The sequence below is a fragment of the Curtobacterium sp. MCLR17_036 genome (assembly GCF_003234445.2).
GTDB lineage: Bacteria > Actinomycetota > Actinomycetes > Actinomycetales > Microbacteriaceae > Curtobacterium.
Map to the genome: position 1 here is coordinate 512,133 of NZ_CP126269.1, position 16,665 is coordinate 528,797.

A 16,665-nucleotide genomic window follows, 5' to 3' on the forward strand; every position below is an offset into this window, starting at 1 on the left:
CCCGCGTGAACCGTCGCCGAGGGCTCAGGAACCTCCGCGGCGCGCTGACGCGCCGGACGCTCGTCTGGGTCGCCGTCGTGATCGTCCTCCTCGTCGTGGTCGACGTGGCCCTCGTGACTCTGGCGCTCGCACGGACAGCTCCGGCTCAGAACGGCACACCCGGTCCGGTTCCGACGTTCTCGAGCTCGCCGCGACCATCGCCGACCGCGTCGCCGTCCGCGTCCGCCACAGCTGGAACCGCTGGCGTGGTCACGCAGGGGCGACGTCTGCTGTCTGCCGTGGACGGGCAGGAGGCCTGGCGCGCCTCCAGTGGGTCGTGCGGCGGCCCCGACGGCGTGCTGGAACACTCCGTGGACGGGGGAGCGTCGTGGACTCGCGTCGGTCTCGGTGACGAGACCGGTGCGCTCCTGGCGCTGCGCGCCGACAGCGCTGGGACCTCCGTGCTCGTCGGGTCGGGCCCGGCCTGCTCGACGACCGTCCTGTCGTCGACGAACGGCGGCGCCGACTGGCACGACGGCGCCACGGGCGCCGCGGGCGCCGGCATCGGGCCGGACGGGTTGGTCCTGGCCTCCGGTACGGCTGCGGTTCCTTGCCCCGACCCGGAGCAGGCGTTCCAGGGGGAACGGACCACCGCCGTCGTCTGCAACGGTGGACTGGAGTGGCGCGGGGCCTCAGGCGCGGACTGGGTCTCCGTGCCCGTCCGAGGCGTCCGCTCGCTCGCTGTCGACGGCACCTCTTACACGCTGGCGCGGAGCGGGGCCTCGGACTGCAGCGGCGTGCAGATCGCCTCGATGCCGGCCACCGGTCTGACCGCCTCGGTAACAGTGACCCCGGTCGGCTGCGCTGCGGATGCCGAAGACGACGCTGCCCTCGTCGTGGCGCGTGCGGGGGCCGCGGTCTGGTTGTGGGCCGGGGATGACGTGGTGGTGTCGGAGGACGGCGGGGTGACCTGGTGACGGAGGATTCCAGCGCCACAGCCACGGGTCGGACGACGGACCCGACGACGACCGACTGGAGCCGCGCCTACGCCCGCCGGGTGCTCTTCACCGATCTCCTCGTCCTGATCTGGGTGGTGTTCGGCGTGCAGATCGCCTGGCTCGGCTTCGACTCGGACCTGGCGTCGAACGAGAACGACCTGCGGCTCAGCTACACGGGGATCTCGATCATCGTCATCCTGATCTGGTTGGGTTCCCTGGCCGTGTACGGCACCCGAGGTGCTCGCGTGCTCGGAGTCGGCAGCACGGAGTACCGACTCGTGGCTGACTCGAGTGTCCGGGTCTTCGGTGTGCTCGCGATCGCTGCCTTCCTCCTGCACCTCGAGCTGGCACGTGGCTACGTGCTCATCGCCTTCCCGGTCGGCATCCTCGTCCTCATGCTCTCGCGGTGGATGTGGCGGCAGTGGCTCGTTGCGCAGCGCCGTTCCGGGCGGTACTCGGCGAAGGTGCTGCTCGTCGGATCGACCTCGAGCGTCCTGCACATCGCGGGCGAGCTGGCTCGCACGCCCGAGGCTGGCTACCGGGTCCTCGGCGCAGCTGTTTCCAATGGTCACGTCGGGACACTGCCCGGTTCGACCATCCGCAGCTACGGCGGATTCGACGACCTGCATGCAGCGCTCGCGCACAGTGGCGCCGACACCGTGGTCATCACGAGCGCGGACGACCTGTCCCCGGACCGTGTCCGCGAGCTCAGCTGGTCGCTCGAACCCGGCAGACAGCACCTGGTCGTCGCGCCGAGCCTCACCGACATCGGCGGCCCGCGCATCCACACACGTCCCGTGCAGGGCCTCCCGCTCATCCACGTCGAGACACCGACTTACGAGGGGCGGAAGCTCTACACGAAGCGGGCGTTCGACCTGGCGTCGTCCACGCTGCTCATCGTGCTGCTCTCGCCGGTGTTCCTCGTGCTCGCTGTGGCCGTGAAGGTCAGCTCTCCGGGACGTGTCCTGTTCCTGCAGGAGCGGGTCGGCCTGAACGGCGAGCCGTTCCGGATGGTCAAGTTCCGCTCGATGGTCGTTGACGCGGAGACGCGCGTCCAGGAGCTCAGCGCCCTGGACCGGGCCGAGGGCAACGACGTCCTCTTCAAGATGAAGGACGATCCGCGGGTCACCCCCGTGGGCAGGGTCATGCGCCGGTTCAGCATGGACGAGCTCCCGCAGCTCTTCAACGTCGTCACCGGCAACATGTCCCTCGTCGGGCCACGGCCGCCGCTCCAGCGCGAGGTCGAACGGTACGATGCTCGCGTGCACCGGCGGTTCCTCGTCAAGCCCGGCGTGACGGGGCTGTGGCAGGTCAGTGGTCGCTCGGACCTCGACTGGGAGGACTCCGTCCGGCTCGACCTCTACTACGTCGAGAACTGGTCGCTGGTCGCTGACCTCATCATCCTTTGGCGGACGGCACGAGCGGTCATCTCGTCTTCCGGAGCGTACTGAGCGTCGCGCTCGTCGTGACTCGGCACCACAGAGCGCAGGGGTCAACGGCCGACGGAGTCAGCCAACCGTCGTGCGAAGTCAGCGTGTCCCTGCACGGTCGGGTGCTTTTGATCGGCACCCAGCGCGATGCGCCAGCGGGTCGCGGAGACGTACCGCACGCCCTCGGCCGCAGCGGCACGCGACAGAGCCGTGTCCACCTCTGCTTCGCCGTCAACCGCCGGAACATCGACCGGGCCCACCAACACCACGTCGTAGTCCCGGAGTTCGGCGAGGACCGCCCGGGCAGCATGCTCTTCCTCAGCAGGGGACGCCATCGTGTCGTTGAGGCCGCCTTCGACGATCACGAGCTCTGGGCGAGTCGACGCCACGCGGTCGAGCCGGGCAGCATACGTGCTGTCGCCACAGAACCCGGCGTTCGTGAAGCCCGTACCGCCCTGCGCGAGCACTCGGACGGTCGCATCGTCCTCAGCCGCGAAGACGTCCACCCAGGCGTTGCTCCGGTCTGCGAGCACGTCCCCAGCGGCGTAGGAATCTCCGATCACCGTCACCCGCCGGGGGCCGTGCCCGACGGTCTTCACCGGTCCGTTCGTCGCCTCGTACGCGCGCACCGACCGGCAGGCCTCGTGCGTCGCTACAGCCGAACGGACCGGGGGGACGAGCAGCACCGCACCGATGGCCACGAGTGCGGAGCTCCCGATGATGATCGCCTGATTGCGGTTCAGTTTCATCGCTGGACCCTCCGATCGTTGCGAGGCGATGAGACGGCCGAGCTGGTCGGCGCTTGGGCCAGTCCTGACTCGGAGCCGGCATCTCCGTGTGGTCCTCGTGATTGCTGCAGCATGGTCCCGGCGAGGGCGAGAGCGACGATCAGTCGATCAACGTTGCCCATGGGGCTGAACATCAGGTCCCACGCTCCGGCCAGACAGGCGAAGACCACGAGGACACCTCCGGTTCGTGCCCGGCTGATCGATGCCGGGAGGGCGACGAGCAAGTACGCCGCCGTGACCAGCACGACGAGCAGCCCCCCGATCCCGAAGTGGTACCAGAGGTCCGCCGTCATGGAGTGCAGATCGACCCTGCTGCCGAACACGTCCACGACGAAGTAGTCGGCGGTGTAGTCGCCACCGACCGCCTGGACTCGGGCGATCGCCTCCCGGGCGAGGCCGCCGTTGGTCACCTCGCCGATACCGAATCCCGACGGTTGAGCGGAGAAGAGGTGCAGGCTGGCAGCCCACTCGGTCCGCGCCGCTTCGATCCAGGACCGGCCGGCCACGAACTGGTGCTGTGTCCGGAGCGCGATGGCCGGACCCAACAGTCCAGACTGCATGGCGGTGATGGCCAGTCGCGTCGCCACGAGCGCGGCACCGGTGATGACGATGCTCCAACGCACCGGGTTGCGTGCGAGCCGATCACGGGTGCGGCGGCCGATGAAGGTCGCCACGACCGCGAGCAGCGCGATGAGCGTCATGAACCGGGCGTCACCGATGGCACTCAGCGCGGCCGACGAGACGAGGATGATGCGCGGCACGATCAACGGACGTCCCCACACCAGCGCCAGGGCGAGCAGGGTCGAGAAGATGCCGATGCTCCCCTTCCAGGCGAGGGGTTCGTTGACCAGGGCGCTGACGAGGCCGCCGATCAGCACGAGCACGACCGCTGTTCGCGTCGGTACTCCGGCGCTTGCCCACATGATCAGGGCGACAGTCACGGGGATCGAGAAGATCCAAGCGATCAAGGTTGCCTGGACGAAGGGCTCGCCCGGGCTCCCCGACGTGACCGGTGTGTAGGCGACGGTCAGGAGGCCGCTCGCCGTTGCGACGAGCGCGGCTCCGAGGAGCAGCTGAACGATCGGTTCACGACGGACGGCTCGAACGATCACCGGAGCCAGGAGCACGCCGAGGAGCAATCCCGGCGCGGGCAGTAGCGAGAACCCTGGCACCTTCATCAGGGCGACGAGGAGGACCAGGTACTGGAACGACGTCTGCAGCGACGAGATGCGCGTCGGGACAGCGGTGAGGGCCATGGGAGCTCATCCGTCCCGGTGGCTACGCGCCGGGACACCAGAGACCGTCTGCAGCGGCGCCACCGACCGGGTGACGACTGCGCCGGCTGCGACGATCGCGCCGTGTCCGATCGTGACCCCGGGAAGGATCGTCGCGCCGGCCCCGATCCACGCTCCGTCCTCGACGCTGATCGGGGCTGCTCTCTCCCGACCGGCGCGCTGCTGCGGATCACCGATCTCGTGTGAGCCCGTCACGAAGGTGCAGCGCATGCCGACACGCACCCGGTCGCCGATGGCGATCGGTGCCGAGCCATCGAAGAAGCACTCGTAGTTGATGAAGGTCTCGACTCCGATCGAGACGTTGCGGGCGCCGAAGAAACACCGCGCCTGGACGTAGGAATGTCGGACGTTCATCCCGATCGCACGGAGGAGTCGCCAGCGCAGCGCCGGTGCGATGAGGGAACTCGCGATGCATCGGTTGAGCACGAAGTCCCGACCTCCGCGCCGGAACTCTCGTCGGAGCCCGTCCGTGGTCCTGCTCATTCAGCGATCCGTTCCTGCTCAGGGGTTGTCGCGGTCGAAGCCCGGATGGCGATGCCAGCTGCGATCGCCTTGAGGACGGCCATCCCGACGAGCGCGGCGACGAGCCCGTCCAGGCCGAACGACAGTGTGAGCACGAGTTGGGCCGCGAGGTCAATGCTGACGACGATCAGTCGGATCCGGTGCGGGACACTCGGTCGGGCGCCGAAGCGGATGACGAGGAGGGCCGTGTCGAGCACGAGGTTCCCTGCGAGCGCGGCGCCGACGGGCAACAGGAACGCGGCGGTGTGCGCGTAGTTCGGACCCCCTAGGCCGGTGACGGCGACCGCCCATCCGACGACTCCGGACACCACGACCCCCGAGAGCCCCGCCACGACCCACCGGGCAGCAGCCCGAGACCGACCACTCGCACTCGCTGGTCCCCGACCGAGCTCGCTCATGTGAACCAGGAGCAGCGGCGTGAGTGCTTGGATCAGGCTGAAGACGGGGGCGAAAACGACGGAGTAAGCGAGTCGTATTCCCGTCGTGGCCGACGGCACGGCGATGAGGTAGATGATCAAGATCCCGAGCTGTGATCCGAGCGCTGAGTAGAGCGCTTCGGCGGAGATCCGCGTCGCCGTCCCGAGCAGCCCCGGGATGACGGAGGCCCGTCGACGCCTCCGCACGACCGCGAGCCAAGAGGCTGCGCAGGCCACGACGAGACCCGCGGCCCAGACGGACAGCACCGGGACCCACGGCCGGCTGAGGGTGCTCAGGATCGCAATCGCGGAGCACAATGCGTACGGCAGCGCGCCTATGATCGCGGCAGCGAATCGACGCTGCAGGGTCAGCAGGTAGTGCGGCCCGTCGGCGAGGACGATGAGCCCGGCGAGCGCGACCGGGAGCATCGACACTCCGGTGGAACCGAGCGCGATCCAGATCGCGCTCGCCGCGGTCGCGACCGCGGCGAAGGCGCCCGACGTGAGGGCCACCGCTCCGCTCGACGTCGCCTCATCGATCGCCAGGCCGGCCCGGGCACCTGCCACGACGCGGCTGTCGATCGAGAACGATCGTGCGCACGCCGCAGCGATGACACCGATCGACGTGACGACCGTGAGCGCTGCGAAGTCACGTGTGTCGAGCGAAGCGCTCGCGGTGATCGTGAACAGGAAAAACGCCGCCGACCACGAGCCCTGGTCGAGCAGCCGCAGAAAGACCGGGTGCCGCGACAAGGAAGCTATTCGTGCGCGGACCGTCCTCACCGCGCGGTCCGTTCGAGGGATTCGCGAAGGAGTGCCCGCTCTGCGTCGAGGAGCCGATCCGGCGTCCAGACGTCGCTGCGGCGACGGGGTTGCGCTGCCGCTTCCACGATGGCCTCGGCGATGGACCGTGTCGAACGGAGGCGCGTCCTCGGGACCATGACACCCGGGGCGCCGGCGTACTCGAGGACGGCAGCGGCGCCCGTTCCCTCGAACACCACGACAGGCAGCCCTACAGAGGTGGCTTCGCCGACCACTCCGGAACCACCTTCCCGAGCCGACAGGTGCACGAGCACGTCGGCTCGGTGCATCTCGCGGATGACGTCTTCACGCGGTACTTGCCCGAGGAACTCGACGCGCTCCGCGACACCGAGTCGGCGTGCGAGATCCGCGAGGTGGTTCTCGCGCCCCGGCGCCGGTTTTCCGGCGACTCGCAACCGCGCGTCGGCGAGCTCTGTCGTCGCCAGCGCGGCGATCGTGAGTTCGATGCGTTTCAAGGGCACGAGGTTGCCCACCGAGAGGATCGCGATGCCCGCGTGAGCCGTCTCACGGCGGGTCGTGGGCTCACCTGGTGCGTCGACGATGATCGGGCGGGTGTTCGGGAACACCCTGACGCTCGCTCCCGCCGCGCGCAGCTGGTCGGCGAGAGCGGCGGACGTGACGAGGCTCAGCCCCACTCGTCGGCCGGTGCGTCGGGCGGCGATCGCGCTGAGTCGGTCACGGAGTCGCTGCACGAGGTACCGCAGGAGCCAGTCCCTCGGGCGCGGTGCGTACAAGTAGGCGTCGGCACGCCCGGTCGACCCCACAGGCCCCCACACGGTGAACGACCGGCCAGTGAGCCAGGTGATCGGCGCGGGAAGTAGTTCGCTCGCGAAGGTGACGTGCCGAGCAAGCACGATCCGGTCGACGTCGATCGTGTTGCGGACGGCGGCAGGTGTGCGCAGTCCCCATGCGACGTGCTCCAGCCGGGTCAAACGGTGATGACCGAGGATCCGCGACCACCGCGGTTCAGCAGGACTGACCAGCTCCAACCGCGAGGTGTCGGCACCCTCGGATCGGAGCGCATCCGTGGTGGCCGCCCGTGAGCGCTCGTTCATCACGGCGACCACGTCGAGGTCGTGTTCAGCTGCGATCCTCAGCCAGGTGCGGAGGTACTCCCAGCCGATCGTCGGCTCGCTGGGGAGCCGCGGATCGCACGCGAACGCAGTGATGAGGACGACCGGTCGCCCCTGGCTCATCGTCGCCTCCGGAGGAGTGCCGAGCTGTACCCGAGCAAGCTCCGGGCGGCGGGATTCCGCACTCCCCGTCGCAGTGCTGCGAGGGCGCCGCGGACTGCGAGACCGGCCGCCACCACGGCGGTCCAGAGCGCCACGGCGGCGCGGTTCGGGGCAAGGTCCGTCGCATAGAAGTCGCGGAGGTTCAGCACCCAGGCCGGATTCGTGGTTGCGGTTGCTCGTGAGTCGCTCCGACCCACCAGATGCCCTGCTCTCGCAGCAGGCACCAGCCAGAGCCGGTGCCCGGAACGACGGACACGGAGGCAGAACTCGATGTCCTCGGCGTACATGAACCACCGCTCGTCGAGACCGCCTACGTCATCCCAGGTAGCACGGGGCACCAGGAAGCAGGCCCCGGTGACCCACTGCACCGACATGGTGCGGTGCACTTGTCGGGGCAACAGGTAGTGCCCCTCGAACAGCGGGACGGACGGCGCCAGGCGGGACAAGCCGGAGTAGTGGGTGAGCATCCGCCACACCGTTGGCATCCTGCCGGCGGAGACGATCCGCTGTGGGGCAGGCTGCTCGATGAACGGCGCGACGACGTCCCCGGGATGCGCGCGGGCTGCGGCCCTGAGGAGCTCCACGGCGGCTGGAGCGATCTGGGCGTCCGGATTGAGCAGCATGACCAGTGCACCGGACGAGGCGCGGACGCCTGCGTTCACCGCGCGAGCGAAGCCGACGTTCTCGCTGTTCTCGATGACGACGGCGTCCGGCCAGGAACGGCGCACGACCGCAACGCTGTCGTCCGCGGAGGCGTTGTCGACGACCACGAGTTCGACGTCGGATGTCGTGGCCAGGGCCTCGAGGGCGGTGACGACGACATCCGCGCTGTTGAACGTCACCAAGACCACCGACAGCCCTTGCTTGGCATGATCAGATGCCATCGGTTTGCTTCCTATCGGCGCGCAGCCGTGCCGGCACCCCCGCGACGACGGCGTGGTCCGGAACGTCCTTCGTGACGACGGCGCCAGCCGCAATCACTGCGCCTGAACCGATCGTCACGCCCTTCAGGACAACCGCTCCCGCTCCGATCCAGCAGTCATCACCGATGACGACCGGGGCGCGGTCGTGGCCCTGTTCGCGGATCGGGACGGCGACGGAGTCGAACCGGTGGTTCTCGCTGACGATGGTCACGTTCGGACCGAGCAGACAGTCTCGTCCGATGGTGACACCGCCTTGTCCCCAGATCACGTTCGCACGGCCGACTGCGGTCCGGTCACCGACGCGGACTCCCACTCCCGGTTCCGCGATGACGCCGCTGCCGCGGATCTCGGCACCGGCGCCGACGGTCACGTTCTTCCCCAACCGGACGCCGCGCTGAGCGAAACCGTCGATCGTGACGCCACGGTCGAGGGCTGTGCCAGCCTCGATCCGGATGTACTGAGGATGCCGCAGGACGACGCCGCGTGCGCGGAAACGGGGGCCGATGTCGGTGAACCGTCGTGGCAGGGTGAGACCGCCCACCGCCTGCAGCGCCTTCGTGATGGCGAACTGGCGGAACACGCGTGCTGGCACGTCGGGACTCATCGGTCGGCCCCGGAGGCGGACGTAGAGGGCGTCGAGGATGCTCATCGTCAGGCAGTCTCCCTTGCGAATCCGGCGCGGATCGAAGCAGCCACCTCGGTCCACGAGCGCGCTCCCGGAGCGCTGCGAGGGTCCCGCCGCCACGGCCGGTCGAGTTCAGCCTGCACGACCTCGGCAATGCTGTCGACGTCGAGCGGGTCGACGTAGGACGCCGCTCCTCCCAGGACTTCCCGGAACACCGGACGTTCCGACGCAACGACGGGCGCTCCGCTGGCCGCTGCCTCCATCGGAGGAAGGCCGTAGCCCTCGTCGAGCGAGAGGAAGAGCATGAGCCGACACTCGCGGTACAACCATGCGAGTCGGGCATCGTCGACCGCGCCGGTGAACCTGATCGAGCCGTCGGCAACCGCAGCTCGAGCGCGGGCCGACAGCCCCTCGCCGCGGCCGTCCGGACTGCCGACGACGACGAGCGGCATCGCGGGGCTGACCCGCGCCGACCGGAGAGCGCTCTCGATGACCGAGCCGACGTTCTTCCTGATGTTCAATCGTCCGACGGTGAGCAGGAACCGGCCCGGCTCGAGGTCGGGGTCTGCCGTGCCCTGCGACAGCAGGATGGCCGAGGGCAGGCCGAGGCCGGTCGCCTCGACCCGTCGCAGCCGCGGGTTCCGCGTGCTGATGCGCTGCTGCTCGGAGTGCGACGACGTGAAGACGACTGCAGCCCGGCGGGCCGACCTCGGGATCGCGCTCAGGTAGATCCGCTCGGTGCGTGTGAACCACTCGGGGTTCGACTGGAACAAGACGTCGTGCACGAAGACGCCGCTGCCCTCCACCCGAGCGGCGAAGTTCTGGGCGAGCGTCGCGTCGAAGGGTCCGTGCCACCGATGCGCGAGCGGAAGTGCGACCGCGTTGATGAGCGGATGCACTCGCAGCGACGTTCCGCTGAACGCCAAGTGGGGCGATTCGGCTCGGGCTCGATCGAGGACCGTGGAGGGGACGACGAGGTGCAGGTGGTCGTCCGGGAACGCTCGGCGCCATCCGGCCACGACCTCGCGCAGAACCATCCGTCCGGACGGGGGGCCGTTCATCCACCAGTACCCGTCGAGCAGGACCCTCACGGGTGCTCCTGACGCCGCAACTGGGCACGGAGCAGCTCGTCGTACGCGGCGCACACCTTGTCCCACGAGTAGACGTCCGCGGCGCGCCGTCGACCAGCGTCGGACAACGCGTGCCGCCGTTCATCGGAGTCGAGGACCGCGCGGATCGCGGCGACGATCGCTGCGGGATGGGGCTCGGTGAACGCAGCGTCCGGTCCGAGCACCTCCCGGTTGTAGACCGTGTCCCGCGCGATGACCGGGGCGCCGAGGGCCATGGCCTGCACCAGCGCGGGGTTCGTCCCGCCCACGCTGTGACCGTGGAAGTAGGCACCGGCCTCGGACCAGAGGGTGTGCAGGAGTGCGTCGTCGTTGACGTGGCCGAGCCAGTGCACCCGGTCGTGTCGCTCCGTGAGCACCTGCGCCTGTTCGTCCAGCTCGCCGCCGAACCCGGACGACCCCACGATGACCACGTCGTGCGTCCGTGCGAGCTCGGGAGCAGCCTCGAAGAACTCCGCGATGGTGTTCTCGGGGACGAACCGCGCGACGACGAGGACGTACTTCCCGGACTCGAACGGGATGTCGGCGTGGGTCGGACGCGGGTCGCCGCCGTAGGGGATGAATTGGCCACGTCGGCCGAGGTGTTCGGCCCAGTGCGCACCGATGGCCTTGGCGTCGACGATGATCTCGTCGGCCCAGCGCGCGGTCAACCGAGCGCCGGACCGGAACATCGCGCGTGCGAGACGGCCCCACTTGGCACGTTCCCACTCGATGCCGTCGACGTTGACGACGGTCCGGACCCCGCGGAGGCGGAGGAGCGGCAGCCAGAATCCGTTAGCGACGTTCATGACCAGAGCGACGTCCGGGCGGGTCCAGAGGGCGTGCAGCGAAGACGTGAGGCCGTAGGTGAGGGTGCTGAGCGACTTGCTCTGGAGTCCGCGCGTGACGATCGCACGCACCCGCGGGTCGGCGTCGAACCGGTCGTCGGTTGTTCCCGGTCGGCCGTAGACGGTGACGGACCAGCCGTGGGAGGCGAGGTAGGGCGCTATCTCACGGACCGCGGTCTCGAAGCCTCCGTAGAAGCTCGGGTACCCCCGCGTTCCGATGATCGCCACCGAGGGTGCGCGCTTGTCAGTCAACTTGCCCCTCACGACGACCAGAGTCAGCTCACGTCCCGGAACCCACGACACGGGGTCGAGAGCCGTGGGCTGTCAGCGGGATGAAGATACCAAACACGAGCGGCTCTCTTTGCTCACACCAGCGTGGGAACGGCGATGGACGGCACGTGCGAGTCGAGGCCGGTCTCGTAAGCTGAGCCCATGTCGGACCAGCCCGAGCTCCGACGCGCTGCGCGACTGCCGAGGCCCCGACCCCGGACCGTCCTGTGGGGCGTCCTCGCCGTCGTCCTGCTCGTGGTCCTGGCGATCGCGTGGGTCGCGGTGCGCGGCGCGCTGGCCAAGCAGGACCTCGAGGCGTCGGTCCGGCACGTCGACACCCTGCGCAGCCAGCTCGCGGACGGTGACACGGCCGCCGCGGTCCGGACGGCGGCGGCGCTCGAGTCGAGTGCCGCGGACGCGCGTGCGAAGACGAGCGACCCGGTGTGGGCCGTCTTCGAGCACGCGCCGCTGGTCGGCGGCAACCTGCGCGCGGTGCGGCAGGTCGCGGCGATCGTCGACGACGTGGCGAGTGACGCGGTGCGTCCGGTCGCGGGGGTCCTCGGCGACGTGGACGTCGACGCGTTCAAGCCGGTCGACGGCAGGATCGACCTCGCACCGCTCGTCGCGGCGGAGCCCGCCGTCGAGCGCGCCGCGACGGCGCTCCGTACGGCGTCCCGCGCGGCCGAGCGGATCGACACGGGTGACACCGTGTCGGCGGTGACGGACGCCGTGAACCAGCTGCGGGCCTCCTTGGCGTCCGTGTCGGAACAGGCGGCCGTCGCGGACAAGGTGGTCTCGCTCGTCCCGCCGATGCTCGGCGACGGCGGGAAGCGCCAGTACCTGGTGCTGTTCCAGAACAACGCCGAGCTGCGGGCCGGCGGCGGGATCCCCGGAGCGGTGGCGTTGCTCGACGTCGAGGACGGGGCGATCTCGCTCGGCAAGCAGGCGTCGACGGCGGACTTCCCGGAGGCGGACCGGCCGGTGCTGCCGCTCGACACCGAGACACAGGGGCTCTACGGCTCGATCACGGGCGAGTTCATCCAGGACGTCACACTGACGCCCCGGTTCGACACCTCGGCGCAGCTGGCGCGCGAGATGTGGAAGCGGCAGTTCGGACAGCGCGTCGACGGGGTGCTCTCGATCGACCCGGTGACGCTCGGCTACGTGCTGCAGGCGACCGGGCCGGTCCGGCTCGCGACGGGCGACGAGCTGTCGTCGGACAACGCCGTGCAGCTGCTGCTGAGCGACGCCTACGCGAAGTACCCGGACCCCGCGGTGCAGGACGCGTTCTTCGCCTCGGCCGCCAGCGCGGTGTTCACGAAGGTGTCCGCGGGCGGCTTCGACCCGACGGCGTTCATCGCGGCGCTGACGAACGGGGTGCAGGAAGGGCGGGTGAAGCTGTGGAGCGCGGACCGCGCCGAGCAGCGTGAGCTCGCGGGGACGACCATCGCCGGCGGGCTGCCGACGAGCGACGACCGTGCGCAGCGCTTCGGCGTCTACCTCAACGACGCAACCGGCGCGAAGATGGACTACCACCTCGAGAAGACGGTCGCGGTCGGCAGCCGGGTGTGCCGGAAGGACGGCCGACCGACGTGGACCGTCGAGGTCACGCTGCGGAACACGGCGCCGGCCGATGCGGCCACGAGCCTGCCGGCCTACGTCACCGGTGCGGGCGCGTTCGGCGTGGCTCCTGGCGCAATCCGGACGAACGTGATCGTGTACGCCCCCTCTTCAGGGGTGTACGTGGGGGCGACGCAGGGCGGCAAGCCAGGCACGCCGCAGACGGCGGTGGACGGCGAGCACCCGGTCGCGCAGTTCCAGACCCTGCTCTCACCAGGGAAAAGCACGACGATCCGGGTGCAGTTCCTCGGTGGCGCGGACCACGGGCGGACGCCGGTCGACGCCGTGTCCACGCCCGGTGTTCACCAGACCGTCACGCAACCCCTGGTCACGACCTGTGAATCTCCGCTAGATTGAGTGAACTTCGCACATTGCACCTGCAGGTAACCGAGCCGGTCGCACAACCAACCATCCGCGCGAAGACCACAGCACTCAGGGGACTTCACATGAAGAAGATCATCGCTGCCGTCGTGATCGCAGCTGCTGCTTTCGTCGCCGTGCCGACCGCCGCCAACGCCGCCGGGTACGTCCCGGCCTCCAACGTCAGCGTCGCGGGCACCCCCGTCGCCGGTGGCACCGCGACCGTCGGCTTCGCCGCCGGCTCCTTCGCCGCCAACGAGACCGTCACGGTCTCCGTCACCGGTGCGGGTGCGGTCACGCTCGGCGCCCTGCCCGTCACCACCGTGACCGGCACCTACACGGCGTCCTCCACCGGTGCCGCGAACGTCAAGGTCACGCTGCCGCAGGGCGCCTCGGGCACCTACTCGCTCACCGCGACCGGCGCCACCTCGGGCAACGTCGGCACCTCGGCCCTCACGGTCGTCCCGGCCGACGGTGCCGCTGCGGTCCCCGCCGCCGGTGCCGGCGACGGTGAGCTCGCCTTCACCGGTTCCACCATCTCGATGCTCGCGATCTGGGTCGCCGGCGGTGCGGTCGTCCTCGGTGGCGGCCTCCTGCTGGTCCGCACCTCGGTCCGTCGTCAGCGCGCGCAGGCCTGAGTCCCGCCGCACGGCACGAAGCCCCCGGAGCATCCGCTCCGGGGGCTTCGTCGTTCCCGTTCCGTGGTCAGGCCCGTCCGGGCGGCGCGTCCTGGTCCCACACCGCGGCGTACCGGTCGCGCACGGACGGCCAGAGCAGCGCCAGGGCGTCGTCCGCCGTCGTGATGCGGTCGCCCTCCGGCGGGAACAGCACGAACTCGTGGGGGATCGGGCGGCCGGACCGGTCGCACCGGCCCTCGGGGTCGGGGAACCGCACGGCGACGAGCCGCCCGTTGCGGTGCAGCACCGCGGGGGCGTCGCCGGCGCCGTCGAACGCCTGCTCGTAGGTGGGCAGCGGGTCGTCGTCGCCGACACCGCTGAGGAACCGGAAGCCCCACGTCCGTCCGCGGGTGGCCCAGATGCGCGTCACGCCTCGCCCCGGCGCAGGACGCCCTGCTCGACGCCGTGGTCCAGGTCCTCGGCGAAGTGCCCGAGCAGACGGCCGAGGAAGTCGGCCTCGGCGGCCGACTCCTTCCGCTTGTCCGCGACGAACTTGTTGAGGAACTTCACGCCGCGGGTGCCGAGCTCGCCGACGACGAACCCGACGAGCGCTCCGACGGGGGTCGGCAACTTCAGGCGCTTGCTGCTGACGAGCCCGACGACCGGCCCGACGAAGCGCAGGAGGTTCTCGGCGACCGCGGAGGCCCGCTGCTTGTTCGTCGCCCACCGCGCGAAGCGCTCGAACGGCAGCATCGCGGTGATCGGCATGAGCAGGTCGACGCCGGTGCGCACGCTGACGTCGATCGCGCCGGGCTCGAAGCGTGCCGCGGACAGCAGCAGGAAGTCCTCGCCGACGTCGAGGGCGTCGGGGTCCTCGACGTAGCTGCGCAGGACGGCGTGCAGCTCGGCGAGCTCGCCGCCGGCCGCGCCGAGCACGAGGTCGCGGAAGCGCTCGACGTCGAGCTCCGGCAACAGGTCGGCCTTCGACAGTCCGAGTGCCCAGATGCGCGGGAAGCGCGCGAGCCGTCGGCCCCGGTCGAGCACGTCGTCGCGCAGCTCCGACAACCCGGTGCGGAAGTCGGTCAGCAGGGCCTTGAGGTACCGCTCCTCTGCTCCGGGGTGCTCGGCGAGCCGCTGCCCGTCCACGAGCAGGATCGCGACGTCGGCGCTGAGGAGCGAGCGGAAGGTCTCGACGCGGCGCTCGGCCTCCTGCGCCGAGTCCGGGTCCTGCTCGAACCACTCGCCGGGGTAGTCGTGCCAGACGACGCGCAGGGTCTTCGGCGGCTTCGTGGACGCTTTCCGGGCCTTCCCCGACCCGGCGGACACCTCGGCGGTCGGCTCGAGCACGAACGCGTACTCGGTCGAGGCGAAGCGGTTCGCGGTCGGTGCGGTGGCGCCGTCGCGCATGCCGAGGTAGTCGCGGTGCAGCTTGCGGCCCTGCGCCTTGTCCTCGGCGCGGACGCCGTAGCCCTTCGTCCGGCGGAAGGCGGGTTCCTGCGCGCCGCCGAAGAACGACGACAGCAGCACCGTCTTCCCGCTGCCGCTCGCTCCGAAGACGGCGACGTGCTGCTCGAGGGGATCCGTCTGTGTGCGCATGCCCTGCACGGTAGTGGTGGCCGCCGCCGGTGCTCGGAGACTCGGGTCAGGCGTCGCCGAGCACCGGGGGACGGAGCCGTCGCCGCCGTGCCGTCAGGCGGAGCGCCAGCACCCCGGCGACCGCCCCGAGGAGCGCCCCGAGACCGTTCGCGACGACGTCGTCGAGCGACGCGGTCCGCTCGGGCAGGAACAGGGCCTGGGTCGTCTCGATCCCGGCGCTGACGACGAGTCCGGCAGCGGCCCCGGCCCACCACCACCGCGGGCCGGCGAGCAGCACCACGAGCAGGCCGAGCGGCACGAAGAACGCCACGTTCGCCAGGGACTCGATCGTGCCGTACCCGAAGCGGTCGGGCACGCCGGCACGGTGGGCGGCGGCGACGAGCCGGTCGAGGGTCGGCCCGGCGGCCGCGTCCACCGGTGAGCCCCAGGCACCGACCGCGACCACCCCGACGCCGTAGGCGACGGCCAGCCACGTCGCCACCCGCCGGCTGGTCCCGGTCGCCCCGGCACGGTGGTGGTGGCGGGACTCGTCGAGGGGCACGTCGACGACCGTAGCGAGCCGGGCCTGCTGTCCGGCTGCGCGACCCGTCCGCGGTCCGCACCCCGACGGTCCGCAAAACGAGTACCCCGATCTGTCCCCTGTACCCCGGAAGTGCGACGCACCTGCCCGGAAATCCGGGCCTGTGCACTGCGCCGCATTGACGGAACCCGTGAATCCACGGGCCTCGCTGGCGATCCGACCCCCGCTTCTCGTAGCGTTCTCGTGTCAGCAGATGTACCCCGGATCGTGAAGGAGAGCGACATGAACACCACCGTCACCACCAAGACGCAGGCCGAGGTCACCCTCGACACCGACACCGTCGACACCATCGCGATCCTCGAGGCCGACGCCGCCCTGTCGAGCCGTCCGACCCGCGCGAAGGTCACGTGGGTGCAGGAGGACCAGGGCGAGTGGGTCGCCAACTACGGCGGCTACTTCGGCGGCAGCGTCGACAAGCGCGACGGCCGCTACGTCGCCTCGGACACCTTCGGCCTCGTCGTCGGCGACTTCGCCTCGCTCGAAGAGGCCCAGGCGAAGCTCGACGACCAGCTCCACGTCATGCTCCCGTCGGTCATCCGACCGATCGCGTGACGACATCGATCGCGTGACGTCACAGATCAGTTGACGACACCGTCCAGCAGCACCACCCAGCACCGCAGCGTCACGCACCGCAG

17 protein-coding genes are annotated in these 16,665 nt (G+C 70.2%); 5 read left to right on the forward strand and 12 right to left on the reverse strand.

Going from position 1 to position 16,665, the window contains the following annotated elements:
• Positions 1-350: 350 nt before the first annotated feature.
• Positions 351-956, forward strand: coding sequence for a beta propeller repeat protein (locus DEI99_RS02410; protein WP_146247118.1), 606 nt, complete (start codon positions 351-353; stop codon positions 954-956).
• On the forward strand, positions 953-2,428 hold the full coding sequence (locus tag DEI99_RS02415; protein WP_258369433.1) for a sugar transferase: 1,476 nt from the start codon (positions 953-955) through the stop codon (positions 2,426-2,428). Before DEI99_RS02410 ends, DEI99_RS02415 begins: the two co-directional genes overlap by 4 nt.
• A 41-nt stretch (positions 2,429-2,469) precedes the next feature.
• On the opposite strand, the gene DEI99_RS02420 is transcribed toward DEI99_RS02415, so the two are convergent.
• From DEI99_RS02420 to DEI99_RS02460, 9 genes are all read right to left on the reverse strand, one after another.
• Positions 2,470-3,156, reverse strand: coding sequence for an SGNH/GDSL hydrolase family protein (locus DEI99_RS02420; protein ID WP_111041998.1), 687 nt, complete (start codon positions 3,154-3,156; stop codon positions 2,470-2,472).
• Positions 3,153-4,451, reverse strand: a complete 1,299-nt coding sequence (locus DEI99_RS02425; RefSeq protein WP_111041999.1) for a hypothetical protein — start codon at positions 4,449-4,451, stop codon at positions 3,153-3,155. Before DEI99_RS02425 ends, DEI99_RS02420 begins: the two co-directional genes overlap by 4 nt.
• A 6-nt stretch (positions 4,452-4,457) precedes the next feature.
• Positions 4,458-4,973 carry an acyltransferase gene (locus DEI99_RS02430; protein WP_111042000.1) on the reverse strand — a complete coding sequence of 172 codons (516 nt, stop codon included), beginning with the start codon at positions 4,971-4,973 and terminating at the stop codon, positions 4,458-4,460.
• Positions 4,970-6,181 carry a hypothetical protein gene (locus DEI99_RS02435; protein ID WP_146247119.1) on the reverse strand — a complete coding sequence of 404 codons (1,212 nt, stop codon included), beginning with the start codon at positions 6,179-6,181 and terminating at the stop codon, positions 4,970-4,972. Before DEI99_RS02435 ends, DEI99_RS02430 begins: the two co-directional genes overlap by 4 nt.
• A gap of 26 nt (positions 6,182-6,207) precedes the next feature.
• Positions 6,208-7,446: a glycosyltransferase gene (locus DEI99_RS02440; protein ID WP_111042002.1), complete on the reverse strand. Its 1,239-nt coding sequence runs from the start codon at positions 7,444-7,446 to the stop codon at positions 6,208-6,210.
• Complete coding sequence (locus DEI99_RS02445) at positions 7,443-8,369, reverse strand: glycosyltransferase family 2 protein (RefSeq protein ID WP_111042003.1); 927 nt, start codon at positions 8,367-8,369, stop codon at positions 7,443-7,445. The genes DEI99_RS02440 and DEI99_RS02445 overlap by 4 nt, the downstream gene beginning before the upstream one ends.
• Positions 8,359-9,057 (reverse strand): acyltransferase, encoded by a 699-nt coding sequence (locus DEI99_RS02450; protein WP_284180932.1) that lies wholly within the window; start codon positions 9,055-9,057, stop codon positions 8,359-8,361. The genes DEI99_RS02445 and DEI99_RS02450 overlap by 11 nt, the downstream gene beginning before the upstream one ends.
• A gap of 2 nt (positions 9,058-9,059) precedes the next feature.
• On the reverse strand, positions 9,060-9,932 hold the full coding sequence (locus tag DEI99_RS02455) for a glycosyltransferase family 4 protein (RefSeq protein WP_181434463.1): 873 nt from the start codon (positions 9,930-9,932) through the stop codon (positions 9,060-9,062).
• A 188-nt stretch (positions 9,933-10,120) separates the two neighbouring features.
• On the reverse strand, positions 10,121-11,239 hold the full coding sequence (locus tag DEI99_RS02460; protein WP_111042005.1) for a glycosyltransferase: 1,119 nt from the start codon (positions 11,237-11,239) through the stop codon (positions 10,121-10,123).
• A gap of 180 nt (positions 11,240-11,419) precedes the next feature.
• Between DEI99_RS02460 and DEI99_RS02465 the strand changes: the two genes are divergently transcribed.
• Complete coding sequence (locus DEI99_RS02465) at positions 11,420-13,234, forward strand: DUF4012 domain-containing protein (protein WP_111042006.1); 1,815 nt, start codon at positions 11,420-11,422, stop codon at positions 13,232-13,234.
• A gap of 89 nt (positions 13,235-13,323) precedes the next feature.
• Positions 13,324-13,875 (forward strand): sortase, encoded by a 552-nt coding sequence (locus DEI99_RS02470; RefSeq protein ID WP_111042007.1) that lies wholly within the window; start codon positions 13,324-13,326, stop codon positions 13,873-13,875.
• 67 nt (positions 13,876-13,942) lie between these two features.
• On the opposite strand, the gene DEI99_RS02475 is transcribed toward DEI99_RS02470, so the two are convergent.
• The 3 genes from DEI99_RS02475 to DEI99_RS02485 are packed head-to-tail and all read right to left on the reverse strand — an operon-like array spanning position 13,943 to position 15,991.
• Positions 13,943-14,284 carry a hypothetical protein gene (locus DEI99_RS02475; protein ID WP_111042008.1) on the reverse strand — a complete coding sequence of 114 codons (342 nt, stop codon included), beginning with the start codon at positions 14,282-14,284 and terminating at the stop codon, positions 13,943-13,945.
• Entirely contained in the window at positions 14,281-15,450 is a 1,170-nt protein-coding gene (locus DEI99_RS02480) for an ATP/GTP-binding protein (protein ID WP_146247120.1), read from the reverse strand. The genes DEI99_RS02475 and DEI99_RS02480 overlap by 4 nt, the downstream gene beginning before the upstream one ends.
• A 46-nt stretch (positions 15,451-15,496) precedes the next feature.
• Positions 15,497-15,991: a VanZ family protein gene (locus DEI99_RS02485; RefSeq protein WP_258369436.1), complete on the reverse strand. Its 495-nt coding sequence runs from the start codon at positions 15,989-15,991 to the stop codon at positions 15,497-15,499.
• Between the two features lie 261 nt (positions 15,992-16,252).
• On the opposite strand from DEI99_RS02485, the gene DEI99_RS02490 reads away from it, so the two are divergent.
• A complete protein-coding gene (locus tag DEI99_RS02490; protein ID WP_111042016.1) occupies positions 16,253-16,582 on the forward strand; it encodes a hypothetical protein in 330 nt (109 codons plus the stop codon).
• The last annotated feature ends 83 nt before the right edge of the window (positions 16,583-16,665 follow it).